General features: G+C 54.8%; 22 protein-coding genes. 9 read left to right on the top strand and 13 right to left on the bottom strand.

Features of this window, described 5'->3' with window-relative positions; translation table 11 throughout:
• The first annotated feature begins 19 nt into the window (after window positions 1-19).
• The 3 genes from ACYSMN_RS15045 to nth all read left to right on the top strand — a co-directional run bounded on the left by ACYSMN_RS15045 (window position 20) and on the right by nth (window position 1,680).
• A complete protein-coding gene (locus ACYSMN_RS15045; RefSeq protein WP_488924723.1) occupies window positions 20-655 on the top strand; it encodes an RNA polymerase sigma factor in 636 nt (211 codons plus the stop codon).
• On the top strand, window positions 594-824 hold the full coding sequence (locus ACYSMN_RS15040; RefSeq protein ID WP_488924722.1) for a hypothetical protein: 231 nt from the start codon (window positions 594-596) through the stop codon (window positions 822-824). Before ACYSMN_RS15045 ends, ACYSMN_RS15040 begins: the two co-directional genes overlap by 62 nt.
• A 157-nt stretch (window positions 825-981) precedes the next feature.
• Window positions 982-1,680, top strand: a complete 699-nt coding sequence (gene nth / locus ACYSMN_RS15035; RefSeq protein ID WP_488924721.1) for an endonuclease III — start codon at window positions 982-984, stop codon at window positions 1,678-1,680.
• Window positions 1,681-1,737: 57 nt separating this feature from the next.
• On the opposite strand, the gene ACYSMN_RS15030 is transcribed toward nth, so the two are convergent.
• Together ACYSMN_RS15030 and gldB are read right to left on the bottom strand one after the other, a co-directional pair.
• The gene (locus tag ACYSMN_RS15030; RefSeq protein WP_488924720.1) at window positions 1,738-2,961 is read right to left on the bottom strand and encodes a glycosyltransferase family 4 protein; all 1,224 of its coding nucleotides are present in this window, start codon (window positions 2,959-2,961) and stop codon (window positions 1,738-1,740) included.
• Window positions 2,962-3,070: 109 nt separating this feature from the next.
• The gene (gene gldB, locus ACYSMN_RS15025; protein WP_488924719.1) at window positions 3,071-4,087 is read right to left on the bottom strand and encodes a gliding motility lipoprotein GldB; all 1,017 of its coding nucleotides are present in this window, start codon (window positions 4,085-4,087) and stop codon (window positions 3,071-3,073) included.
• 118 nt (window positions 4,088-4,205) lie between these two features.
• On the opposite strand from gldB, the gene ACYSMN_RS15020 reads away from it, so the two are divergent.
• Window positions 4,206-4,880 carry a porin family protein gene (locus ACYSMN_RS15020; protein ID WP_488924718.1) on the top strand — a complete coding sequence of 225 codons (675 nt, stop codon included), beginning with the start codon at window positions 4,206-4,208 and terminating at the stop codon, window positions 4,878-4,880.
• Window positions 4,881-4,960: 80 nt separating this feature from the next.
• Here ACYSMN_RS15020 and ACYSMN_RS15015 read toward each other — a convergent pair whose 3' ends face one another.
• From ACYSMN_RS15015 to ACYSMN_RS15005, 3 genes are all read right to left on the bottom strand, one after another.
• On the bottom strand, window positions 4,961-6,568 hold the full coding sequence (locus ACYSMN_RS15015) for an Rne/Rng family ribonuclease (protein ID WP_488924717.1): 1,608 nt from the start codon (window positions 6,566-6,568) through the stop codon (window positions 4,961-4,963).
• A gap of 412 nt (window positions 6,569-6,980) precedes the next feature.
• Complete coding sequence (locus ACYSMN_RS15010) at window positions 6,981-7,892, bottom strand: tetratricopeptide repeat protein (RefSeq protein ID WP_488924716.1); 912 nt, start codon at window positions 7,890-7,892, stop codon at window positions 6,981-6,983.
• Window positions 7,893-7,974: 82 nt separating this feature from the next.
• Window positions 7,975-8,280, bottom strand: coding sequence for an HU family DNA-binding protein (locus ACYSMN_RS15005; protein WP_488924715.1), 306 nt, complete (start codon window positions 8,278-8,280; stop codon window positions 7,975-7,977).
• A 193-nt stretch (window positions 8,281-8,473) separates the two neighbouring features.
• On the opposite strand from ACYSMN_RS15005, the gene mutY reads away from it, so the two are divergent.
• The 4 genes from mutY (at window position 8,474) to recG (ending at window position 13,055) form a co-directional block, all read left to right on the top strand.
• The gene (gene mutY / locus ACYSMN_RS15000; RefSeq protein ID WP_488924714.1) at window positions 8,474-9,565 is read left to right on the top strand and encodes an A/G-specific adenine glycosylase; all 1,092 of its coding nucleotides are present in this window, start codon (window positions 8,474-8,476) and stop codon (window positions 9,563-9,565) included.
• 97 nt (window positions 9,566-9,662) lie between these two features.
• Window positions 9,663-10,097 carry a single-stranded DNA-binding protein gene (locus tag ACYSMN_RS14995; RefSeq protein ID WP_488924713.1) on the top strand — a complete coding sequence of 145 codons (435 nt, stop codon included), beginning with the start codon at window positions 9,663-9,665 and terminating at the stop codon, window positions 10,095-10,097.
• 137 nt (window positions 10,098-10,234) lie between these two features.
• Window positions 10,235-10,831 carry a gliding motility lipoprotein GldD gene (gldD, locus tag ACYSMN_RS14990; protein ID WP_488924712.1) on the top strand — a complete coding sequence of 199 codons (597 nt, stop codon included), beginning with the start codon at window positions 10,235-10,237 and terminating at the stop codon, window positions 10,829-10,831.
• 127 nt (window positions 10,832-10,958) lie between these two features.
• On the top strand, window positions 10,959-13,055 hold the full coding sequence (recG, locus tag ACYSMN_RS14985; protein WP_488924711.1) for an ATP-dependent DNA helicase RecG: 2,097 nt from the start codon (window positions 10,959-10,961) through the stop codon (window positions 13,053-13,055).
• Window positions 13,056-13,122: 67 nt separating this feature from the next.
• On the opposite strand, the gene ACYSMN_RS14980 is transcribed toward recG, so the two are convergent.
• Window positions 13,123-13,359: a hypothetical protein gene (locus ACYSMN_RS14980; protein WP_488924710.1), complete on the bottom strand. Its 237-nt coding sequence runs from the start codon at window positions 13,357-13,359 to the stop codon at window positions 13,123-13,125.
• 403 nt (window positions 13,360-13,762) lie between these two features.
• Here ACYSMN_RS14980 and ACYSMN_RS14975 point away from each other — a divergent pair, with 403 nt between their 5' ends.
• Window positions 13,763-15,214 (top strand): hypothetical protein, encoded by a 1,452-nt coding sequence (locus tag ACYSMN_RS14975; RefSeq protein ID WP_488924709.1) that lies wholly within the window; start codon window positions 13,763-13,765, stop codon window positions 15,212-15,214.
• Window positions 15,215-15,345: 131 nt separating this feature from the next.
• Here the strand turns inward: ACYSMN_RS14975 and ACYSMN_RS14970 are convergent, their stop codons facing one another.
• From ACYSMN_RS14970 to ACYSMN_RS14940, 7 genes are all read right to left on the bottom strand, one after another.
• Complete coding sequence (locus tag ACYSMN_RS14970) at window positions 15,346-16,770, bottom strand: Glu/Leu/Phe/Val family dehydrogenase (RefSeq protein ID WP_488924708.1); 1,425 nt, start codon at window positions 16,768-16,770, stop codon at window positions 15,346-15,348.
• A 287-nt stretch (window positions 16,771-17,057) separates the two neighbouring features.
• On the bottom strand, window positions 17,058-18,845 hold the full coding sequence (locus tag ACYSMN_RS14965) for an acyl-CoA dehydrogenase FadE (protein ID WP_488924707.1): 1,788 nt from the start codon (window positions 18,843-18,845) through the stop codon (window positions 17,058-17,060).
• A gap of 203 nt (window positions 18,846-19,048) precedes the next feature.
• Window positions 19,049-19,264 carry a type II toxin-antitoxin system HicB family antitoxin gene (locus ACYSMN_RS14960; RefSeq protein ID WP_488924706.1) on the bottom strand — a complete coding sequence of 72 codons (216 nt, stop codon included), beginning with the start codon at window positions 19,262-19,264 and terminating at the stop codon, window positions 19,049-19,051.
• Between the two features lies 1 nt (window position 19,265).
• The gene (locus ACYSMN_RS14955) at window positions 19,266-19,454 is read right to left on the bottom strand and encodes a type II toxin-antitoxin system HicA family toxin (RefSeq protein ID WP_488924705.1); all 189 of its coding nucleotides are present in this window, start codon (window positions 19,452-19,454) and stop codon (window positions 19,266-19,268) included.
• 53 nt (window positions 19,455-19,507) lie between these two features.
• Window positions 19,508-20,686 (bottom strand): acetyl-CoA C-acyltransferase, encoded by a 1,179-nt coding sequence (locus ACYSMN_RS14950; protein ID WP_488924704.1) that lies wholly within the window; start codon window positions 20,684-20,686, stop codon window positions 19,508-19,510.
• Between the two features lie 47 nt (window positions 20,687-20,733).
• Window positions 20,734-21,075 (bottom strand): four helix bundle protein, encoded by a 342-nt coding sequence (locus tag ACYSMN_RS14945; RefSeq protein ID WP_488924703.1) that lies wholly within the window; start codon window positions 21,073-21,075, stop codon window positions 20,734-20,736.
• A gap of 69 nt (window positions 21,076-21,144) precedes the next feature.
• A complete protein-coding gene (locus ACYSMN_RS14940; protein ID WP_488924702.1) occupies window positions 21,145-23,553 on the bottom strand; it encodes a 3-hydroxyacyl-CoA dehydrogenase/enoyl-CoA hydratase family protein in 2,409 nt (802 codons plus the stop codon).
• Window positions 23,554-23,675: the final 122 nt, after the last annotated feature.

Genomic DNA, 23,675 nt, shown 5'->3' with positions numbered 1-23,675 from the left:
TTCTTAACCCGTAGCCTTTATGGAAACCATGCAGCCGAGCGATTCCGCTCTCATCTCGCTCTACATTGCCGGCAATGAAGAGGCCTTCGCGCAATTGCTCGGACGGCACAAAGACCGTGTCTTTACGACTATCATGCTGATCGTGCGCGACGAGGACGTGGCGGAAGATTTGTTGCAGGATACCTTCATCAAGGCTATTCACACCATGAAAAGCGGCCGTTACAACGAGGAAGGTAAATTCTCGTCCTGGATCTGCCGGATTGCTCACAACCTGTCCATCGATTTTTTCCGCCGCGAAAAGCGCAGCCCCCTGCTTAACCTCGATACGTCGGGCCATACGTTCAACTCTCTTTCGCACGCGGAAGAAGATGTGGAGATGATTCTCACGCGTGAGGAAACCCACGCCCGGCTTCGGGAGTTAATACAGGATCTGCCCGCGGCTCAAAAGGAAGTTCTCGTGATGCGCCACTACGGCGACATGAGTTTCCAGGAGATTGCCGATGCAACGGGGGTGAGCATCAACACGGCGTTAGGGCGTATGCGCTATGCGCTGATCAACCTGCGGAAAAAAATGGCCGCACAACCCGTTTTCTATGATCAAAACCTTTACCCACGAGAAGCTGCTCCGGTACGTATACAACGAATTGCCGGCTGATGAGCAGTATGAAGTAGAACTCGCGCTGCAACACGATGCCGAGCTAGCTACTATCTGTGCCGACTTGCTACTGGCCCAGCGCACCCTCGATACGGTGCGTTATAAATCCAGTCAGCGCAGCACCGATGCCATCTTGCAATACTCTCGCACCTTCCTGCGCTCCGCGTAGCAGGCAACAGAGCGGTGGAGTAAACGAGTGAAATTCTTGAAGCGGGATGCTACGAAGACCTACCAACTGGTACCTTCGTAGCATCCCGCTTTTGTGTTTTCGTCTAGCCAATGAGACACACAGGATGTTGTCTTGACTAATTCCTTCGCTACCTCCCATGCGCAAGTCTGAGCGTTTTCGTCTGTTTCTAGAATACTTCACCACGCACTTTCCACAGCCAGAAACCGAACTACACTACAGTAATCCCTACGAGCTAATTGTGGCAGTGGTGCTCAGCGCCCAGTGCACCGACAAGCGCGTGAATCAGATTATGCCCGCGCTGGTGCAGCAGTTTCCCACGCCCGCTCATTTAGCGGCGGCCTCCGCCGAGGACATATTTCCTTTTATCCGCAGCGTTTCTTATCCCAACAACAAAGCCAAGCACCTCGCCGGCTTGGGCCGAATGCTGACGAATGAGTTTGGTGGCGAAATCCCCAGCAGCATAGAAGAGTTACAGCGCCTGCCAGGGGTGGGTCGCAAAACGGCCAATGTGGTGGTATCTGTGATTTACAACCAACCCGCCATGGCCGTCGATACCCACGTGTTTCGAGTTTCGCGCCGCTTGGGTCTGGTGCCGCATACTGCTACTACGCCATTGGCGGTGGAGAAAGAGCTAGTGCGGCATATACCCGAAGAAGTAATTCCCAAAGCGCACCACTGGCTCATTCTACATGGCCGGTACATCTGTGTAGCGCGCCAACCTAAATGCTCCATCTGCCCGCTATCTAGCTGGTGTAAATACTACACCGATGTAGTTACTAAAGAGCAAAAACTCTTCGCCCAAAGCAACTTAAAGCCCGTCCCGCCGAAGAAATAGGGAGAGACTAGTACAACTTAGTATAAAAGTAGCCTACCCGAGCACAAAGCAACTCTGCTAGTGGGCTGCTTGCTCCAGAATTTGCTGCGCCGTAACGGCTAACTGCTGACGGTCGAAAAGAGCGTCAGCCACTTGGCGCCCAGCTGCTCCCGCTGCTTGTAGTAGCGCGGGCTGCTCTAGCAATGAGGCTAGCTGCTGGGCCAAGGCTGATGCATCGCCAGCAGGTGAGTACCAGCCACAGCCGTGGGTTTCCACCAAGTCCCGCGTCCAACCGTTGTTGGTTACAATCACGGGCGTACCTACGGCCAAGCTGTCGTAAAACTTAGCAGGCGAGTTGGTATCCAGCACCGGCAGGTCAAGAAACGATACCACCGACACCTCCGCCAGCCGGAACCACGCAAAAATGGCGTGGCGTGGCTGCGGCGGCACCAACCGGATAGCCGAGCATCGGGCGGCGGCCTCCCGTACCCGCGGCTCATCAAAACCGAGCCCTAAAAACAGCCACGTTACATCTGGGCATTGAGCTGCCAATTGCTCCGCGGCGGCCAAAAGCGTCGGAATATCATTAGCACGGCCGAGTGTACCCGCGTATAAAATCACCCGGCGTCCCTCCAAGCCTTGCTCGCGGCGTAAAGCAGCCACGGTCGTTTCGGTGGCCCGCGCTGCTAGGTCAAGGTCGGTACCGTTGAGAACAGTCGTAATCTTTGATGTGGCTAGCTGATTGGTAAGAAATGGTACTCCGGATACGGCTTCCACGTAGCGTGTCATGTCTGGAGAGAGAGTCATGATGTGTCGGGCACCGTGGTAAAGATTCTTTTCGAGGGCAAATAGGCGACGTTGCGCCCAACGGTTCGGAATGGCACCCATGGCAATGGGAAATGAGGGCCACAAATCCTGCACCTCAAACACCCACGGCACCCGGCGCCAGCGGGCTACCTGCGCCGCTGCCCAGGCCGCCGTCAGCGGCGTACTGATACCCCATATAACGTCTGGCTTATCGATGCGCAACCCTTCTCGCACAGCGTAAGCGGCATATTGCCCGAAAGCCAAGCCACGCCGCATTACCCCCATTTTGTTTTCATACTGCACCTCGGCGGCCCGCATTTCCACGCCTTCCGGCAGCCAAGGAAACTCCTGCGTCAGGCGTTGCCGCTCCCAGGTGCGCGTGGTAATAAGCGTGACGCGGTGCGTGTGCGCCAAGTATTTCAGCAACGAATAGTGCCGGCTTGTAGCCGGACAATCCGGATTCGTATGATATTGGCTGAAAACGGCAATATGCACCTCGTGAGAATTAGGAATTAAGAATTAAGAATTAAGAATTGGTCTGTACCCATCCCAAAGGGCGTAGCCGATTCTAATTCAGAGTTCCTAATTCTACATTCAGAATCAATTAACGCTCTGCTTTGCGAGGGCGCGGACGGTAGCGCGACTCGTCCAAGATGTGCTGCGGGTTTTTGTCGGCCATGAGCTGAGCTAGCGTCACATTGGGATGTTCGGCCATATACTTGCGTACTATCTGCCAGCCCACCCACGCCCCTACCCGGCCGGGGCAGGTTTCGTCGATTTCAGGAATGTTGGGCCGCTCCCCCACGTACTTCTGTACCGTGAAGGGCGCCGTAGTGTAAAGCAGCTTCTTTTCCAGGAAATGGGCCCACACCTTGCCTTCATTGAAAAGCACGCCCGCAAGCTCTTTGTCGGTATAGCCCATGAGCAGTGAATCGGGAGTGCAGGGCAGTACCCGCTCGGCAAAGTAGAGCGCCTTGCCGAACTGTATCATCTCGCCCAGCATGGTTTGGTTGGTCAATTCCTTCTTGTTGTACTTGCTGCTGATGGCCAGTGCGGCAGTGGGCAGCACGTATTCCGGCTGATAGCGGCGCAGAATATATTCTGGCACGTTGGGCCGGTACTTGGCCTTGGGCCCTACGAAAAAGTCCAGCCCCAGCACCATTAGGCTGTCATTGACAAACATGTCCTGGCTGAGCCCAGTCACGAAGGTCTTCACGGGCGGCTCCCGAAAATCCGGGAAATTGTAGCGAATATGCTGAAACATGCGCTCCAGGTTGCCTTTCAGCTTATCGGTATCCTGGAAAGTACTATCGGTTTGGCGGCCGAGCTGCTGCAAGCCGGCGTTAGTAGCTAGGCGCGTGAGGGTGGCGGCCAGCATGTCGTCGGAAGGGTACTGCCGACGCTGCAAAAACTGATCGGCAAATAAGGAGTGCTCCGCGACGAAGCGCTTGGCATCGGCCTCGGTCTTGATCTGAAAAAAAGGTTTTTCCAGCCGCTCTACCTGAACTGGCGCCGACACTTTGGCTACGGCCGGGTCTAGCTCACAAGCCGCATCCTCTCGGCCACAAGCGGCAAGCAACGTAACACAGCAACCAAGCACAACGGCTAGAACGGAACGCATATAGGCAGGGAAGTGAAACTCGCTTCTATCTTTGAGCGAACTTTGGGCGAAATTAGCCAAAACCAAACGCCCCACGATTCTACATCGTATCTAAAGCTCAGCTTAGTCGGTCTTTCCTATGAAAAAATTGATTCTTGCCGCTCTTCTGACTGGAGCTACTGCCTCCACGGCCTCCGCTCAGGTGGAAATAGGTCTGAAACTCTCACCTTCCATTACTAGTCTGCGTGCCGAGTCGCCCAGTTCTTTGGGCTTCAACAGTGAAAGCAGCAAACTCACTATCGGTGGAGGCCTCGTAGTCGACTACTTTTTTGGGCAGAACTATGCCTTCAGCACCGGCCTGCAATTGGTTGGCAAAGGAGGCACCATCAGCTACTACGAATCTGGGTTAAGCCGCCGAGAAGAGCAAAAAATCGGCTTGCAGTATTTGGAAGTGCCCGTCACAGTCAAGCTTTTCACCAACGACATCACCACCGATACCAAGCTTTATTTCCAGTTGGGCGGTACTCTTGGCGGCGTCATAGCCGGCAAAGTTGATGGCAAAAAAAACAATTATTTCGATCCAGCCACTGGCCAGGAATCCAAAGCCACCGACCATTTCATCATCCCCGATGTCGCCGCCTTGCTTGGTTTTGGCGCGGAGTACCAAGTGGGCCAAAACACGAAAGTATTTGCTGGCCTCAGCTACCACCGTGGGCTACTGAACATCGAGAAATACTTTGACAAGGAGCGCGGCTTCTCCGATGTTACGCTCAAAAACAGCGAAGTAGCATTGGACTTAGGTCTCAAGTTTTAAGTCGTCTATCAGCTGAAAAAGCCCGCCCTGCGTACAGCAGAGCGGGCTTTTCTTCTTTCAGGAAGAGTCGTCGCAGACAACTAATCTATGATTTCCACTTCGCGGTCTTGCAGGCGAGCCATGGCTACGGCTGCTGAGTGCAGCTCTATCTCCTCGCCTTGTTCGTCCTCGATGCGGTAGTCGGTCAGGCCCAAGCTGGTGTCCTTGGTTACCTTGATCCACTTGTAATACTTCAGATACCACTTCATCTGCCGGCTTACGAGGCCTTTGGTGTAGTAGGCATGCAGGAAAGGATGCACGTGCAGTGTGATGCCCGACTGGTTTTGCGTCACCAGCAAGTCTTCGATGCTGTTGTCGATTTCGTCGGTTACCTGGATGGAAGCCGAGATTTTGCCTGTACCACCACACGTAGGGCACACCTCGCCAGTCACGATTTTCTCGGCCGGCCGCACGCGCTGCCGCGTAATTTGCAGCAACCCAAACTTGGTAATGGGCAGAATGGTGTAGCGCGCCTTGTCGTGTTTCATAATTTGATACACAGCGTCCTCCACCTTCTTGCGGCTCTCCGCCGACTTCATGTCAATGAAGTCGACGACGATAATGCCGCCCATGTCGCGCAACCGAAGCTGACGGGCCACTTCCTTTGCAGCAAGCATGTTTACCATGAGTGCCGTGGCTTCCTGGTCACTTTCCTGATTGCTCTTGTTGCCGGAGTTCACGTCGATGACGTGCAATGCTTCGGTGTGCTCGATTACCAGGTAGCCACCACCGGGTACCGTTACGGTCTTGCCAAACAGCGTTTTCAGCTGCTTCTCAATCCCAAGGTGCTCAAACACCTTCACTTTGCCGGTGTAGTGCTTGAGCAGACCTAGCTTGTCGGGCGCAATCTGCTCCAGATAGCCTTTGATTTCCTCGTAGCGCGCCGTTGTATCTACCGTAATGGCATCAAACGACTCGTTCAGCATATCGCGCAGCATGGAACTCGTGCGGCCCAGCTCTCCCAGCACTTTGTCGCGCTCCTTGGCGGTGCGCAATGCTTGGAAGAGCTGCTCCCATTTGCCTACCATGCTTTGCATGTCCCGGTCCAGTTCCGCCACCTCACGGCCCTCGGCCACGGTGCGAATAATGACCCCGAAGTTGTCGGGCTTGATGGAGGCAATGAGGCGTTTCAGCCGCTCCCGCTCCGCCTTGCTCACGATTTTCTTCGACACGCTGATCGTGTTCGAGAAAGGCACCAGCACCAAGTAGCGCCCCGCCATCGAAATGTCGGTGGACAGACGTGGGCCTTTGGTGGAAATCGGCTCCTTGATGATCTGAACCAGGATCTGCTGACCCTTTTTCAGAATATCGGCGGCTTTGCCCACTTTATCCAGCGGCTTTTCCAAGCCGAAGCTTTTAAGCGCCGCCACCGTAGTTTTCTGCGACTGTACGCCCCGCACCCACTTGCTGAGCGAGGGATATTGCTCGCCCAGGTCGCCGTAGTGCAGAAACGCATCTTTTTCGTACCCGATGTCGATGAACGCGGCGTTCAGACCGGGCATAACTTTCTTGACCGTGCCCAGGAAGATGTCGCCCACCGAATAATTGGTGTCGTTGCGGTCGAAATGATATTCGATGAGCCGCTTGTCCTGTAGCAGGGCAATCCGTTCTCCTTCCTGAGTAGAATTAATGATTAATTCGTTACTCAATGGATTGGGTTGTTAGGTAGTCCCGGTAGCGGCACGCACGCTCCCGAAACCGGCAAAGGGAAGCCGGTACGCACGGTACCGGCTTCCCTTGCAAACCTCGGGGAAAGCGAACTAGTAGCCACTCTCGGGGATACAAGATGAGAGATAGACGGGTGTCTTGCCCTATAGGCAGCACCCCGCCAGCAAACCCCGAAAGGGCTTACTTCTTCTTGTGACGGTTTTTGCGCAGGCGCTTCTTCCGCTTGTGAGTGGCAATCTTATGACGCTTTCTTTTTTTACCGCAGGGCATGAGTGATGTGAGTTAGATGGTTGAATGATTTTTTTAATGGCTACATGGCTTAATGGTTAAATGGTTGGTCGTTCTAAATGCATCAGAACGGTTAGCCATTCAATAATTAAACTATGTAGCCATTCAATTAAGTTTTTGCAGTTGCTCATCAACAGACGCTGTCAGGCCAGGGTCGGTGCTGAGGCTTTTCGCTTTCTCAAACGCTTTGCGGGCATCTTCTTTGGCACCCGTCTGGGCCAAAGCGACACCAAGATAAAACTGGCCGTTCACGTTTTCCGGATTCACTTTTGTTAGCTCCCGGAAACGCTCCACGGCCTTTTCGTACTGGTTGCTTTGCATGGAGAGCAAGCCTAGGTTGTAGATGGCCTGCTCGTTGCGCGGGTCCGCCGCCAGTACTTCGCGCAGCAGCACTACGCCTTGCACAGGGTTGTCGCTGGCCATGAAAGCCATGCCCAAATTGGTTTTGGCTTCCAGGTTTTCGGGATTGTTCTTCAATACTTTCCCGTACAACTCCTGGCATTTGGCGGCTAGCAGTTGCTGCCGTTCTTGCGTCGCCGCGAAGGTAAACGCTTCGAAATACGCATCAGCAGCGCGTTTCCAGGCTTGCTCGCCCGGCCGGGCTTGCGCCATTTGCTCCAGGTAGTAACCGGCGCTGTCGAACTTTTCGACGGCTCTGTACTTGCCGGCCAGGTCCGAAGCCAGCCGGAGCTTAGCCACCGGGTCCTTTTCGGCAGTGTACTTCCCTAACAGCACATCGATTTCTTGGCGTTGTGCCGGGGCTATCGTCATGTGCGGCTGCTCCGGTGTGGCACCTGGCTCGTGGCTGCCCGCCGGATGGCCGTGCTCGTCTAGCTCCGCGGTAGAAGGCGCCGCAGCACCGTTGTCGCGATTAGCTGTGCGGGCCGCTGTTTGCGTAAGGTCGCCTTTACCTTCTTTGGGCTTAACAATCACCTTCGGCAGCAAAAACAAGCCCGCTACCAAAGCCAAAGCAACGGCAAGCAGAATGAGTTGATGCGATTTGGTGCGTGTAGCCATCGGAAAAAAGCAGGCCGCCGGGCTTCCAAGAGCAGGATACCCAGCGGCGCAGCCAGCAGTGCGTTATAACCAGGCCAGCAGCTTACGCGTTGGTCAGTTCTTTGATTTTCTTGCTGTTCTTGATCTTGCCGATGAAGGTCTTCGACGGCTTGAAGCTCGGGATGAAATGCTCGTCGATGATGATCGACGTGTTTTTCGAGATGTTCCGGGCCACTTTCTTCGCGCGCTTTTTGTTTACGAAGCTACCGAAGCCGCGCACGTAGATGTTGTTGCCTTCGGCCATCGAATCTTTCACAACTTTGAAGAAGGCTTCGACGGTAGCCGAAACGTCTGCTTTCTCGATGCCGGTTTTGTCGGCGATTTCGGCGATTACTTCTGCTTTAGTCACGCTGGTAAGGTACTATGGGTGAAAAATGAGTGCTGGGCAAATGCTCCAATCCAGTACGTAAGCCCTTGCCCGGTAGGCTGTTCGCTTGCGAATTGGGGCCACAAAGGTAGTTTGCTTTTTCGGTTTTGCAATAGATTTAATGGCAATAGAAACTGCCTTCTTCAAACCTTACAACTAATTCTCTCTCAAACGCTTGAACCAATTCTCTCCCTCTTCGGCTCATCGCTTCTTCGCCCAGGCCCTTCTGAACTGGTATCCACGTCACCGCCGCGACCTGCCCTGGCGCCACACCCGCGACCCGTACGCTATCTGGCTGTCGGAAGTCATTTTACAGCAGACTCGCGTGAAGCAGGGCCTGCCTTATTATCAGGACTTTATTACCTCCTATCCTACTGTGCAGGACTTGGCCGCCGCGCCCGAAGACGAAGTGCTGCGGCATTGGCAGGGCCTGGGCTATTATAGCCGCGCCCGCAACATGCACCACACTGCCCAGCAGGTAGTGCGCGACTACGGCGGCCAGTTTCCGAACACGTACGCAGAATTACTCAAGCTCCGCGGCGTGGGTCAGTACACCGCTGCCGCCATTGCCTCCTTCGCCTTCGATGAGCAAGTAGCTGTGTTGGATGGCAACGTCTATCGGGTACTGGCGCGCGTGTTTGGTCTCACGCAGGATATTGCCGCTCCTTCTAGTCGCAAAGTTTTCCAGCAGCTTGCCGATACCCTGATTCCGGCCGAGACGCCAGCTGATTTCAACCAGGCTATCATGGAGTTTGGAGCCATTCAGTGCACGCCTCTGAAGCCAGACTGCCTCTTTTGCCCGCTGCAAAGCCAGTGCTATGCTTTCCAACACGGCATGGTGAGCGAGCTGCCAGTGAAGAGCAAGGCCAAAGCTTCCCGCACGCGCTATTTCCACTACTTGGTACTGCGCCACGCCGACACGGTATACATGCGTAAGCGCGGCCCCAAGGATATTTGGCACGGCCTCTACGATTTCTACTTGCAGGAAACGGAATCGGCTAGTCTACCCGCGGTAGAGCTACTTGATGCCGTGGAGGCGCTGGATGGCCGAATAGACACGAGCCGCGCCGCAGAACCGGTACACGCGTTGCGCCATGTACTGAGCCACCAAAAGGTAGAAGCTCTTTTTCATCCGGTTTGGCTGGAAGCACCGCTACCAACTAAAGCGCTGCAAACATCGGGCTTGGCCGCTTTCGCGAGTAATCAAGCCGAGGAGCTACCCAAACCCGTTATGATTGCTAATTATCTTAACAATCTATGGAAATAAAGACTAAAATATTTGGAAACCTCTCGGCTTATGAATATCTTTAAAGCAAGATACAGGTGAGTGTTTCACCTAGCAGCCACACTTTACTACATACGCAATGGCAGGCATCAACAAAGTAATTTTAGTCGGTAATCTGGGTAAGGACCCGGAAGTGCGCCACCTCGAAGGCGGCACCAGCGTAGCAAACTTTACGCTGGCTACCAATGAGTACTACCGCGACAAACAAGGTACCCGCGTGGAGCGAACCGAATGGCACAACATAGCCGCGTGGCGGGGCTTGGCTGAAATGGCCGAGAAATACCTAAAGAAAGGTCAGCAGGTGTACATCGAAGGCAAGATCCGGACCCGGCAATACCAGGACAAGGAAAACCAGACTCGCTACATCACCGAAATCATAGCCGATGAGATTACCATGCTCGGCGGCCGGCCCCAGGGCACTGAGGGACAAACTGCTCAAAACGGGGCGTCGGTAGTAGCAGAAGCGCCGCAAACGTTCCGGCAGGAACCGGAGCTTGACCAGCTGCCTTTCTAAGCAGCCATTTCCTTTGAAGAGCCTCGGCACGTTGCCGGGGCTTTTTTCGTTGTGCTACTCTCCGCTCGTCGCGCTTTTACCTGCTGCTTCGCGCGGGTTTCGCGTTACCTTTGAATCGTACCTCTGCATTGCTGCCAATGCCTGCCCCCCGAATTCTTCTCGCCACCTTGGCCCTAGGTCTGCTGGCTACTGCCTGCACTTCTTCCGGCTCCGAAGGCGACTACACGCCTAAACCGAAAGGCTACAACCGCATCGATTTGCCGCCGCACGCCTACCAGCAGCTGGCGCCGGGCCATCCGTACACGTTTCAGTATTCGCGCTACGCCAAGGTGCTGCGCGACTCGTCTTACCTGGCTCAGCCGCACTGGATCAACATCTTCTACCCGAAGCTGCAAGCCAACGTGCAGATAACGTACGCCAACATCAAAGGCAAGCCGCAGCTCTACACCCGTATGCTGGAAGATGCGCGCAAGCTCACCAGCAAGCACGAAGTAAAAGCTACCGGTATTGATGAGAAAATCATAAAAACACCCAACGGCATGCGCGTAGCCGTGTTTGAGCTGCAAGGCGAAGTGCCCAGCCAGTTTCAGTTTTTCACCACCGACAGCACCCAACACTTTTTCCGCGGCGCCCTTTACTTTCGTACCGCCACCGCCAACGACTCCCTGGCACCGGTAATCGACTACGTGAAAAAGGATATTGTGCAGCTACTGAACACGCTGAAATACCGGTAGTCATTTGACATTTATCAATCAACAGCTAACCAATCGGCTCCACACCCAAAACCTGGCTTTTCGAGTTGAAAAAGCCTTTTTGGTTGCCAGTGAAGTGTTAATTGATAAATGTTAACTGTTAATTGAAATGAGTTTCTTTCAGACCAAGATAGAGTACTTGCGGGGCGTGGGGCTGCAACGGGCGCAGCTGCTGCAAAAAGAACTGAACCTGTTCACGTACGGCGACCTTATTCAGCGCTACCCCTTCCGCTACCTCGACCGCACGCAGTTTTATAACATCTGTGACTTACACGACGACCTGCCGTACGTGCAGGTAAAGGGCATTTTGCGCAACCGCGAAGTGGTGGGCGAAGGCCCCAAAAAGCGCATGGTAGCCAAAGTAGCCGACGCTAGCGGCGAATTGGAGCTGGTGTGGTTTAAGGGGGTGAATTACCTGGAGAAAATCATCAAGAACCACCAGGAGTACATCGTCTTTGGCAAGCCCACGATGTTCAATAGCCGGCCCCAAATGGCCCACCCAGAGCTGGAAGAAGTGACGGAGCAGAAGCCGGGACAGAGCTACTTGCAGCCGGTTTACAACACGTCCGAGAAGCTCAAAAACTACCACCGCGTCGATAGCAAAGCCATTGCGCGCATGGTGGCCGACCTGCTGAAGATTGCGCTGCCCCATGTACACGAAACGCTGTCGGAGGATCTGATACGGCAGTACGGGCTGATGGATAAGGCTACGGCCTTGCAGCAAATTCACTTCCCGCAAAGCACCGAGCAACTCCAAACCGCACGGTTCCGGCTCAAGTTTGAAGAGTTGTTTTACGTGCAGCTCAAGCTGTTGCGCCAGCGCGACCAGCGCAAGGTGGAGCTGGCCGGCCAAATATTTCGAGAGGTGCCCACGCTGGTGCATTTCTACAAAAACGTAATGCCTTTCGACCTCACTGGGGCTCAAAAGCGCGTCATTCACGACATCTACAAGGATTTCTGCTCCGGCAAGCAAATGAACCGCCTATTGCAGGGCGACGTAGGTTCGGGCAAAACCATCGTGGCATTTATTAGCATGCTGATGGCCGCCGACAACGGTGCGCAAAGCTGTCTGATGGCTCCTACTGAAATCTTGGCCGATCAGCACTACGTGGGCTTGAAGCAGTTTGCCGATCTGCTCGGCCTCAACATTGGGAAGCTGACGGGCAGCACCCGCACGGCCGAGCGGCGCGTGCTGCATGAGCAACTGCGCTCCGGCGAAATGCACATGCTGGTGGGCACCCACGCGCTGCTCGAAGACGTGGTGCAGTTTCGCAACCTGGGCCTCACCATCATGGACGAGCAGCACCGCTTCGGGGTGGCGCAACGCTCCAAGCTCTGGCAGAAAAACCCGCACGTAATCCCACACGTGCTCGTGATGACGGCCACGCCCATTCCGCGCACGCTGGCCATGACGCTCTACGGCGACCTGGATGTGTCGGTAATTGACGAACTGCCCGCCGGCCGCAAGCCCATTGTGACCGTACACCGCTACGACGCCAACCGCTTGAAGGTATTCCAGTTCCTGCGCGACCAAATCAATCTGGGCCGGCAAGTTTACATCGTGTATCCGCTCATCGAGGAGAGCGAGGCCATGGCCGACTATAAAGACCTCATGGACGGCTACGAAAGCATTGCGCGGGCTTTCCCGGAGTTTCAGATCAGCATCGTGCATGGCCGCATGACGGCGGGTGAGAAGGACGCCGAGATGCAACGCTTCGTAGAGCGCAAAACCCAAATCATGGTGGCTACCACCGTGATTGAAGTAGGCGTGAACGTACCCAATGCCTCTGTAATGGTGATTGAAAGCACTGAGCGGTTCGGCCTTTCGCAGTTGCACCAGCTGCGCGGCCGCGTAGGCCGGGGCGCTGAGCAGAGCTACTGCATCTTGATGAGCGGCTACAAGCTGAGCAAAGACTCCCGCACCCGCATCGAAACGATGGTGCGCACCAACAACGGCTTCGAAATTGCCGACATCGACCTGAAGCTGCGCGGCCCCGGCGACTTGATGGGCACCCAGCAGAGCGGCGTACTCGACCTGCTCATTGCCGACCTCGCCAAAGATGGCCGCATCCTGACTGAAAGCCGGGCAGCCGCGCAGGCCCTGCTCAACGACGACCCAGCCTTGGCAAAACCGGAAAACCAGCCTATTCGCCGGCACATCGAAAGCCTACCCGCTACCGCAGTGAACTGGAGCCGGATTAGCTAAGCAGCTTGCCAGACTGAGAACAAGCGGGGCATAAAAAAAGCGACTTATGAAAGTCGCTTACTCTAAGCTATTGAAAGCTCGTGGCCGAAGTGGCAGCAGGCGCTGTAGCACGCCACCTGTCAGATTGTTCTACCTCAGCAGTCGGCTTAACTGTCATCTGTTGTAACAAGGATACGGTTTGCACTGGAGCTTGCTCAACAACCTGAACTGCCTTCGCCATATCCGACAAAGCAGTGGGTTCCTTGGTCATTTTTCCAATGATGATGAGAGCGAAAAGAAGAACGAAGCGAAGTAAAGATTTCATGATGAGGAAGGTGGTTGCCCTGACTTAGGAAGGCACGGCGACGCAAAGTTAGAGCCAATTTTTCTAAGGACCTATATTGATGAGATTTTAGAACGAAATCCTTTGTATCACGCGGCAAACAAGGATTCGATGGCGTCAGTATTGTATTAGTCTAATACCAGCTGAAACATCTATCGTTCCTTTTCTACCACTTATCTTACTCTCTCAAGTCGGCCGCTAAGTAAACGGGCGTCTGCATTAAAAGTGTACTTCTTTACGTTATGGAAGCGTGAATAAATCGTTACCCGAACCGCCGTGGCGTCGCAGGTAGCGGGGCATGTACGGTAAGCAATTGGAGTTGGATACCTTTGACTGCCAGATTTTTTTGAATTTTGTTTGGTCTTCCACCTAATCTGCTTTCTCTGTGCGTTTTAAATACATGATGGCCGTAGGCTTATTTGCGTCTGGCCTTCTGATAAGTCCGCATTCGGCGTCGGCTCAAAAAGTAAAGTCGGCTCCGTTCAGCTACCTACCCGAAAAGTCCGATGACCGGTACAACCAGCGGGTGCTTCGCAAAACGCTGCCCTTAGCAGGTGGCGGGTTTGTTATTCTAGCGCACAAGTCGGCCACAGAGTATGCCGTGGAGCGCTACGATGCGGAGCTGAAACGGCAATGGACCGCCGCTTTGCCGCTAACTGCCGAGCAGGCTATTGATGGCTTCACTAGCAGCAACGGCCAGGCACTGGTGGCTATTTATCAAAAGAACGGCGCTACGCAAACGCTGTCGGTCCAGGCCATCGACCTAAGCAACGGCCAAAAGGCGCCTCTGAAGAAGCTAGTTGAAACAGGCACCCGTGACCGGCGCCCCGGCGTGGCTTTTTCGCCTGATGGTAGTAAGCTGGTGGCGTGGCGCTACGTCACGCGCAACGAGCAGATCAAGGCCATCAGCTCCAGCATGTTCGATGAGAAGCTCACCAAGCTCAAAGACCGCAACTACGACTTCAGCGACCAAGGCGCTTTCTTTTCCACCACCGTGCACATCGGCAACGACGGCACGCAATACGTAACGCTGGTGAGCGACGAAATGAAAAAGCTCACCGTACGCCGCTACCGCAACGACAACGCCGACATCAAGGTGATGTCGGTGGCTGTGGGCGGGGTGTTTGGAGGCAAGCTGGTGAACGTGTTTGACTCGCGCTTCAGCCTACAGCCCGACAATGCTCTTTATGCCGCCGTCATTTGCAATGAGCGGGAGAGCGGCCTGTATCAGAGCCTGAAGGTGGTAAAGTTCGATTTCTCCGGCGAGGGTGAAATGAAATTTGCGCCGGAGTTCAAGTTCACGCCGGAATATCTGGCTGAGGTAAATAAAGCTAGCGCCACTGCTGCTAAACGTCTTGAGGATGTGTATCTCACTGACCTGCTCATTTCTGAAGAGAAGCAATTGGTGGTGGTAGCGGAGAAGAAGTACGAGGAAGGCGGTGACGATTCGCCGGGCCACACCCGCGAACTACACTTGTTCGGCTACAACGAGTTTCAGTCGCCCTCCTGGCACAGCATCATTGCCAAAGACCAAGTAGCCCCAGCAACTGAAGGCTTCAGCAGCATCGGCTACCGGGCCGCCGTGTTCGGGCAGGACATTCAGTTCGTGACGTGGGAAAAGATTAAGGGAAAATCGGACTTGTACCTGCGCCGCGTGAATGCGCAGTCGGGTGTGGTGCAGGAGCCTAAGGGCCTTGGTCTAAATGTCGCGGCCGACCAAAACCCGTCTTACGTGAAAGATTTTACTTCCTGGCTCGACGCCAAAACCCTCGTTGGCGTGAGCCGGCCGAGCAAGAAGTCAGCGGCTCTGATGCTAAATAAGATTGTAGTCAAGTAGGATCACGGATTAGCGCGGATTTAAGCGGATTTCACGGATTTTGTGGATGGCTGTAATGCAAAGAAGCTGCTCCTGCGTTGGGAACAGCCTCTTTTTGTTTGCTGACTGATACTATTGCGCAGCTTACCAGCTTACGGAAAGATACCGAGGGATTGGTAGCTCACGCCTATTTTTTCGATGGCGCTGTAGAAGGCGGCGGTGCGCAGATCCGTGATGCCTTCTACCTCGTTCATCACCTTCCGAATGGAGTGGTAGGCGGTAATCATGGTGTCTTCCAGCCCAGAGCGCACCAAGTCAATTTCGTCGGCGCCGTGCACTATCAACTCCCGTTCCTGGGGCGTGATGGTTTTGCCGGTGGTTCGTTCGATGGTGGCCACCAGGCGTTTCATGGCCGATTCTTCTGCCCGCTTGCCCATGCGGCCAAACCGCACGTTGGAGAGGTTCTTCAGCCACTCGAAGTACGACACCGTGACGCCGCCGGCATTCAGATAGAGGTCGGGCAGAATCACGGCGCCGCGCTCCAGCAGGATTTTCTCGGCGGCCTTCGTGGTAGGTCCGTTGGCGCCTTCCGCAATGATTTTCGCCTTGATGTTGGCGGCATTACCCTCGTGAATCTGATTTTCCAGGGCTGCCGGTATCAGCACGTCGCAGTCGTATTCCAGCAGGTCCAGCGACTCTGGCACGTCCTGCGCGCCCGCGAAGCCCAAGATGGAGCCCGTTTCCTGGCGATGCTTAAATACAGCCTCCACATCCAGGCCCGCCGCGTTGAAGATGCCCCCTTCCCGCTCGGCAATACCTGTAATGAGGGCTCCTTCTACCTGGCAGAAATGCGCCGCGTAGTAGCCCACATTGCCCAGGCCCTGCACGATGATGCGCTTACCCGCAATGCCCGTGCTCAGCCCCATTCTATTCAGCATAGACTCATCCAGCAGCAGCTCCCGCAATCCGAAGAAGACGCCCAGGCCCGTGGCTTCGGTGCGCCCCCGGATGCCGCCCTGCCCCACTGGTTTGCCCGTCACGCAGCCCAGGGCGCTGGTATCGCCGTATTTGAAGGTGAGGTAGGTGTCCGCAATCCAGGCCATTTCGCGGCTGCCCGTGCCGTAGTCGGGGGCCGGTACGTCCATGCCGGGACCAATCAGGTTTTTCTTGATCAGCTCACTGGCGTAGCGGCGCGTTACGCGCTCCAGCGTCTGCACGGAGCTGGTGCGCGGGTTGATTTTCACACCACCCTTCGCCCCGCCAAAAGGCACATCAACCAGCGCGCACTTAAACGTCATGAGCGTAGCCAGTGCCATTACTTCCTCCTCGTCTACATACACGCTGTAGCGGATGCCGCCCTTACTGGGCAGCTTATGGTGGCTATGCTGCACCCGGATTCCCTCAAACACCTGCACGTGGCCATCTACTTCCACCGGAAAATTGACCTTATAGATGCTGTTGCAAGCCCTAATCTGGGCAATAATGCCAGGGTCGAGCTTCGAGAAGCTGGCCGCATGATCATAGAATTGCAGCACACTCTCATAAAAGTCCTTGCCCTGTACCTGTTCGTTGGCCATGTTTCGTGAGAATTTGAGGGGAAAAGTTGAAGGTAGAAGATATTGATTCCTATGCAAACGGTCACCCTACCCGAGTCGTTGCCCACAAAAGCAGAACGCCGCCCTTGTAACCAAGAGCGGCGTTCCATTCATTCAGATACAAACCTCAGTCCTAACAAAGCATACGCAGCAAAAAAGCGCCGTCCACAAAATCAGATACAAACTTCAGTCCTCACAAAGCAGAAGCGGCAAAAAAGCGCCGTCCACAAAATCCGTGAAATCCGCTAAAATCCGCGCCAATCCGTGATCTAGTAGGCGTACTCGTTGGCCTGAATCAGCACGTCGGCAATGCGGCGGCGGGCTTCTTTGGCGTTGTAGAGGTCGGCTTTGGTGAAGCGCTTCAGGCCCATAGCCAACAGGCGCTGCTCGTCGCCTTCCGTCATGGTGGCAATGGCATCTTTACCGAACTTATTCACCATATCTACGGTGTCGTAGAGGTACACGCGGGCGATGTCAATTTGCGTCGACGCGGCTTCTTCGCCTTTGATGTCGGCCTCTTTCTCCACGCGGAGCAGGGTGCTTTCGGCGGTGTATACCTTGATGGCCATGTCGGCGATGTTCATGAGGACTTCCTGCTCTTTGGCCAGGGAGTTCATATACTTCTGCACGGCCGTGCCAGCTATCATCAGAATAGCCTTCTTCAGCTTAGCAATAGTCTTCTTCTCAGCCGCGAACAAGCCGGTTTCCTCTTCCACGTTGAAATCTGGAATGGCCATCAGTTCCTGCTGTACCGCCTGCGCCGGACCCATAAGATCCAGTTCGCCTTTCAGACCCTTCTTCAGGATCATGTCCACAGCGAGCATCCGGTTAATTTCATTGGTGCCCTCGAAGATGCGGTTGATACGGGAGTCGCGGTAAGCGCGGTCCATAGGATAATCGGCCGAGAAGCCGTAACCACCGTACACCTGCACGCCTTCGTCCACTACGTAGTCCAGCACTTCGGAGCCTTCTACTTTCAGGATGGCGCACTCCACGGCAAATTCGCGGGCAGCTCCGAGCAGGGCCTCATTGTGGCTCTGGCCTTTGCCCAGCAACTCCTGCTCCATGCGGAAGATGTCCATACCCGCCCGGTAAATAGCCGATTCTACGGCGTAGATGCGGATGGCCTGCTGCGCCAGCTTGTGCTTGATAGCACCAAATTTGGCAATGGGCAGCTTGAACTGCACTCGCTCGTTGGCATACTTCACGCTCAGCGTAGAAGCCATTTTAGACGCCCCCAGGCAGGCAGCGGCCAGCTTGATACGGCCAATGTTGAGGATGTTGAAGGCAATCAGGTGACCTTTGCCAATCTCGCCCAGAACAGCCGACTTCGGCACTTTCACGTCGGAGAGGAATACCTGACGGGTCGAGGAGCCTTTGATGCCCATTTTGTGCTCCTCGTTGCCGAGGCTCAGGCCGGGCGTGCCTTTCTCTACAATGAAGCCGGTGAACTTGTCGCCATCAACTTGCGCGAACACGATGAACACATCGGCAAAGCCGCCGTTGGTAATCCACATTTTCTGGCCGTTGAGCACATAATGCTCGCCATCCTCGGTAGGAATGGCTTTGGTTTTGGCACCTAGCGCGTCGGAACCGGAGCCGGGCTCGGTGAGGCAGTAGGCGCCCATCAGGTCCCCGTTGGTGAGACCGGGCAGGTATTTATTCTTTTGCTCTTCGTTGCCGAAGTACAGGATGGGGAGCATGGCAATGCCGGTGTGCGCCGCAAAGGCTACCGGGAACGAGTGGCCGCCGCCCACACCTTCCGTCACGCGCAAAGACGTGGGGAAGTCCATGTCCAACCCACCATATTGCTCCGGAATGCTTACACCAAACAGGCCCAGTTGGCCGGCTTTCTCCATCAAGCCGCGCATAAGGCCTTCCTCGTGGTTGTCGAGGCGCTCCAGCAGTGGGTGTACTTCTTTTTCCACGAAGTCCAGCGCCGTCTGGTGCATCATGTTCTGCTCCTCCGAAAAATCGGCGGGCGTGAATACGTCCTGGGCGTCGGTTTCCTTGATGATGAACTCGCCGCCTTTAACAAGCTTGTTGGTTACTTCCATGACCGGGGTGAGATGTTGATGTGGGAGGTTAGTGGTGAAGTCGAAAGAAGCGGCAAGATGTTCGGCTTGCCGAGTACTTTGAGGAAAAAATACGCTGGTGTTCAGCGTAGCGAAATATACGAAAATATGTTATGCTTGCCGACTACTTAACGAAAAGAAAACCCCGTTTGGTTCGGGGCTTTCTTTTCGGAAGTCTTTAACTGCTACGCAGCTACGGAAAGAGTCAAGGCTTCTGTTGTCGGGTCTGGAATTGGCAAGCCTTCCAGTTGCATACCTTGCACATGAAAGGCAATGCCTTCGCGAATCTGCTGTTCCGTTTCCGATCTAGTATCCCCAAAAGCTACGCAACCTGGCAAGTCAGGAACGTAAGCAGAAAAACCTGAGCCGGTTTTTTCAATGATGACAAGGTACTTTTTCATATTATTTCAAGCCGGCTTGCTTTAGTACGCTGTTCAAGGTACCAACTGGTACGTCGTCTGAAGGTTTGTGACCAGAAATCGTTACAAGCCCCACTTTATGGGGATGCTTGTACTGTTGGTGGCTGCCCGATTGGCGAACCAATATCCAGCCATCAGCTTCGATTATCGCCTTCAGCTCTTTGACCTTCATAAAGCGAATAAAGTATGAGCATTCTTGAGCATATACACTGTGCTCAAGAATAGTTACTTCAGCAGCTCGTAGATGCCAGCTACGCCTTGGCCACCACCGACGCAAGCGGTTACCATGCCGTACTTCTGGCCTCGCTCGCGCAGTTCGTGGAAAAGCTGAATGCTAAGTTTAGCGCCGGAGCAACCGAGCGGATGGCCCAACGCAATAGCGCCACCGTTCACATTCAGTTTGTTTTCATCGATGCCTAGCTCGCGCACTACAGCAATGGACTGCGAAGCAAAGGCTTCGTTCAACTCAATCAGGTCGATGTCGTCGAGCTTCATGCCAGCTTGCTTTAGTGCTTTCGGAATGGCTTTGATGGGTCCCATGCCCATGATGCGCGGATCCACGCCTTCGGTGGCGTAGGTGATCATGCGCGCAATGGGTTCCAGGTTCAATTCCTTCACCATCCGCTCCGACATAACAAGCACAAAGGCGGCGCCATCAGAAGTCTGCGAGGAATTGCCGGCCGTTACCGAACCGTTGGCGGCAAATACTGGCTTCAGCTTCGCCAAAGCTTCTATCGACGTATCGGCACGCGGGCCTTCGTCGGTATCCACTACGTAAGAGCGGCTTTTTTTCTTGCCTGTAGCTTGGTCGAGGTAGGTTTCTTCTACCGTGACGGGTACGATCTGCTGCTTGAACTTGCCTTCCTGAATGGCTTTGATGGCCTTTTGGTGCGAGTTGTAAGCAAACTGGTCCTGGTCTTCGCGCGAGATTTTATAGTCCTGCGCTACGGCTTCGGCCGTCAGGCCCATGCCGAGGTAGTAGTCGGGGTGCTGCTGGGCCAGCTTGTAGTTGGGCACCGTTTTCCATCCCACGGTGGGCACCATGCTCATGCTTTCGGTGCCCCCCGCCACAATACAGTCGGCCATACCGGCCGTGATTTTGCTGGCGGCCATGGCAATGGTTTCCACGCCGGAACCGCAATAGCGGTTCACGATGAGGCCCGACACGTTCATAGGCAGAGCCAGCAACGAAATCAGGCGGCCCATTTGCAGGCCTTGCTCGGCTTCTGGTACCGCGTTGCCCACCATCACATCGTCGATGCGGGAGGGGTCGAGAGCAGGAACGGAAGCTACTAGGTGCTTAATGACGTCGGCGGCGAGGTCATCGGGGCGGGTGAAGCGGAAACCGCCCCGGGTGGCTTTGCCCACGGCCGTACGGTAACCAGCTACGATATATGCGTTCATTTTGATTAGATGTTAGAGGTGAGAACTTAGAGCTTAGACTCGTGCAACTAGTTCTCGGGGTGAAGACTTCTTTGAAAGCCGTAGAGCATCTTTTGCAGTTCTGCTAATTCAGCCGTCACTGTTTGCAGACATGCTTCATCGAGGTAGCCAAACTCAGCGGCTAAGAGAAACTGCGTTTCCAATTCATAGGCAGAGCCCGTGGCAATCGAAAGGAATTGACTGAAATCCTTGGCTGAACCGCGTCCGGCTCCCTCTGCGATATTAGAAGGAATAGAAACAGCGGCTCGGCGCATTTGAGATGTCAGGCCATACCGCTCATCCGCTGGAAAAGCAGCGCAACACTGATAAGTCAGCTTAGTAAGCAGCATTGCCTTTTGCCAGATTTTCAAGTCCCGAAATCGATGCCGACTTACCACTGTAGAACAATTTTCTGAGCTCTAAGCTCTCAATTCTCAGATCTAATTTCGCAGCGGCTTGCCAGTGGTCAGAATGCTTTGAATACGCTCCAGGGTTTTCCGCTCGCCGCAGAGACTGAGGAAGGCTTCGCGCTCCAGGTCCAGCAGGTACTGCTCCGATACTTCAGTGGGGCTGCTTAAGTCGCCGCCGCACATGATGTAGGCCAGCTTGTTGGCGATTTTCACGTCGTGGTCGGAGATGTATCGGCCTTCCTTCATGGCGTGTACGCCGGTCATGAACATGGCTAGCGCGCCTTTGCCGTGCACCTTGATGTTGGTTTTCTGCGTCGGCTGGGTGTAGCCATCCTCAGCTAACTCAATGGCGGCGGCTTTAGCTTGCGCCAGTACGCGGTTGCTGCTCACCACTACTTCGTCGCCACGGCGCAGGAAGCCCAGGTCGAAAGCTTCGTGCGCGGAAGTCGATACTTTGGCTGTACTCACCGTCACGAAGGCGTTGCGGAGCAGGTTGAATTCCGGCTCACCCTCCTCGTACTTCGCGGCGGTGCGTAAGGTCATTTCCTTGGTGCCACCACCACCCGGAATCAGGCCTACGCCAAATTCCACGAGGCCCATGTATGTCTCGGCGGCTGCCACTACCCGGTCGCAGTGCAGGTTCAGTTCGCAGCCGCCACCTAGAGCCATGCCGTGCGGGGCGCCCACCACCGGAATGCTGCTGTAACGCATGCGCATCATGGCCTGCTGGAACTGCGCTATCATCAGGTTCAACTCGTCGAACTCCTGATCCAGCGCGAACATGTACACGAGGCCTAGGTTGGCGCCGGCCGAGAAGTTCGGACCGTCGTTGCCCACTACGAGGCCGCGGAAGTCCTTTTCGGCTAGTTCTACCCCTTTCATCAGGCCCTGAATTACATCGGAGCCCAGCGCATTCATCTTGCTGTGGAACTCAACGTTCAGGATACCGTCGCCAAGGTCGAGCACGGAAGCACCAGCATTTTTCCAGAGCACTTTGCCTGTGGCGCGCAGGTTTTCAAGGATGATGAAGTTCTCAACACCGGGAATGGCTTTGTAAGACTTCGACTCGATGTCGTAGAACTGCTTCACGCCTTGCTCGCTCACCTTATAGAAGGTGGTGTGGCCGGCGGCCAGCATTTCCTCCACCCACGGCGCTACACTCTTGCCTTCAGCTTTACCTAGTTCCAGACCTTGCTGGGCGCCTAGCGCGTCCCAGGTTTCGAATGGCCCTAGCTCCCAGCCGAAGCCAGCCCGTAGCGCATCGTCAATCTTGAAGAGCGAATCGGTGATTTCGGGAATCCGGTTGCTCACATAGGCAAACAGGCCGGCGAAGGTTTTGCGGTAGAAGTCGGCGGCTTTGTCTTTGCCGGCGACCAGCACCTTGAAACGGTCAGCCAGCTTTTCAATCGGCTTGGTTGTTTCGAGCGTTGCAAACTTCACCTTGGCGCTAGGCTTGTATTCCAGCGTGGTCAGGTCAAGAGCTTGGATTTCAGACTTGCCACCTTCGCCGCGTACTTTCTTGTAGAAGCCCTGGCCGGTTTTGTCGCCTAGCCACTTGCTTTCGGCCATCTTCTTCATGAAGTCTGGCAATTGGAACACGTCCTTGGATTCGTCGTTGGGCAGGTTCTGGGCCAAGCCGTTGGCTACGTTGATCATCGTATCCAGTCCCACCACGTCGGAGGTGCGGAACGTGGCCGACTTGGCGTGGCCGATAACCGGACCGGTAAGCTTGTCAACTTCTTCCACCGTGAGGCCGAGCTGGCTCATCACTTGTACCACGTCCATGATGGCGAAAACGCCCACGCGGTTGGCAATGAAGGCGGGCGTGTCTTTGGCGAGTACCGTGGTTTTGCCCAGGTACAAGTCGCCGTAGTGCATCAGAAAATCAACTACCGCTTGGTCCGTGTCCGGGGTCGGAATGATTTCGAGCAGCTTGAGGTAGCGCGGCGGGTTGAAGAAGTGGGTGCCGCAGAAGTATTTCTTGAAGTCGTCGGAGCGGCCTTCCGTCATCATGTGAATCGGGATGCCGCTGGTGTTCGAGGTGATGAGCGTGCCGGGTTTGCGATACTGCTCTACGCGCTCAAACAAGCTCTTCTTGATGTCGAGGCGCTCTACTACCACCTCAATCGTCCAGTCGCAGCCGGCAATGTCCTTGAGGTTGTCGTCGAAGTTGCCGGTCTTGATGCGGGAAGCATCAGCCTTGCGGTAAAGGGGCGAAGGATTGCTGGTGATGGCCGCTTGCAACGAGCTGTTGACGATGCGGTTTTTCACTGTTGGGTTGTCGAGTTGTAACCCTTTGGCTTCCTCAGCGGGCAGCAGCTCTTTGGGAGCAATGTCAAGCAGCAGCACTTGCACCCCGATGTTGGCGAAGTGGCACGCAATGCGCGAGCCCATCACACCGGAGCCCAGGACGGCTACTTTTTTGATGGTACGGTTCATTCGGGAGGGAATGAGTGGGTGAGAAATGAAAGGAATCAGAAGAGAAAACCATCAATCAAACTACTCGTCATGCCGAGTTTACAGAAACACATTTGTCTCTGTATGTTTGAAAATCAGAAAGC

It is taken from the genome of Hymenobacter sp. M1-2, from assembly GCF_057808495.1.
The sequence above is the reverse complement of the archived record's forward strand: the minus strand, read 5'-3'. Positions and strand labels throughout refer to the sequence as shown.

Bases quoted from the DNA above. Each gene is read 5' to 3' on its own strand.
- ACYSMN_RS15045 (WP_488924723.1), top strand. From the start codon at position 20: ATGGAAACCATGCAGCCGAGCGATTCCGCTCTCATCTCGCTCTACATT.
- ACYSMN_RS15040 (WP_488924722.1), top strand. From the start codon at position 594: ATGATCAAAACCTTTACCCACGAGAAGCTGCTCCGGTACGTATACAAC.
- nth (WP_488924721.1), top strand. From the start codon at position 982: ATGCGCAAGTCTGAGCGTTTTCGTCTGTTTCTAGAATACTTCACCACG.
- gldB (WP_488924719.1), bottom strand. From the start codon at position 4,087: ATGCGTTCCGTTCTAGCCGTTGTGCTTGGTTGCTGTGTTACGTTGCTT.
- ACYSMN_RS15020 (WP_488924718.1), top strand. From the start codon at position 4,206: ATGAAAAAATTGATTCTTGCCGCTCTTCTGACTGGAGCTACTGCCTCC.
- ACYSMN_RS15010 (WP_488924716.1), bottom strand. From the start codon at position 7,892: ATGGCTACACGCACCAAATCGCATCAACTCATTCTGCTTGCCGTTGCT.
- ACYSMN_RS14995 (WP_488924713.1), top strand. From the start codon at position 9,663: ATGGCAGGCATCAACAAAGTAATTTTAGTCGGTAATCTGGGTAAGGAC.
- gldD (WP_488924712.1), top strand. From the start codon at position 10,235: ATGCCTGCCCCCCGAATTCTTCTCGCCACCTTGGCCCTAGGTCTGCTG.
- recG (WP_488924711.1), top strand. From the start codon at position 10,959: ATGAGTTTCTTTCAGACCAAGATAGAGTACTTGCGGGGCGTGGGGCTG.
- ACYSMN_RS14980 (WP_488924710.1), bottom strand. From the start codon at position 13,359: ATGAAATCTTTACTTCGCTTCGTTCTTCTTTTCGCTCTCATCATCATT.
- ACYSMN_RS14970 (WP_488924708.1), bottom strand. From the start codon at position 16,770: ATGGCCAACGAACAGGTACAGGGCAAGGACTTTTATGAGAGTGTGCTG.
- ACYSMN_RS14965 (WP_488924707.1), bottom strand. From the start codon at position 18,845: ATGGAAGTAACCAACAAGCTTGTTAAAGGCGGCGAGTTCATCATCAAG.
- ACYSMN_RS14960 (WP_488924706.1), bottom strand. From the start codon at position 19,264: ATGAAAAAGTACCTTGTCATCATTGAAAAAACCGGCTCAGGTTTTTCT.
- ACYSMN_RS14955 (WP_488924705.1), bottom strand. From the start codon at position 19,454: ATGAAGGTCAAAGAGCTGAAGGCGATAATCGAAGCTGATGGCTGGATA.
- ACYSMN_RS14950 (WP_488924704.1), bottom strand. From the start codon at position 20,686: ATGAACGCATATATCGTAGCTGGTTACCGTACGGCCGTGGGCAAAGCC.
- ACYSMN_RS14940 (WP_488924702.1), bottom strand. From the start codon at position 23,553: ATGAACCGTACCATCAAAAAAGTAGCCGTCCTGGGCTCCGGTGTGATG.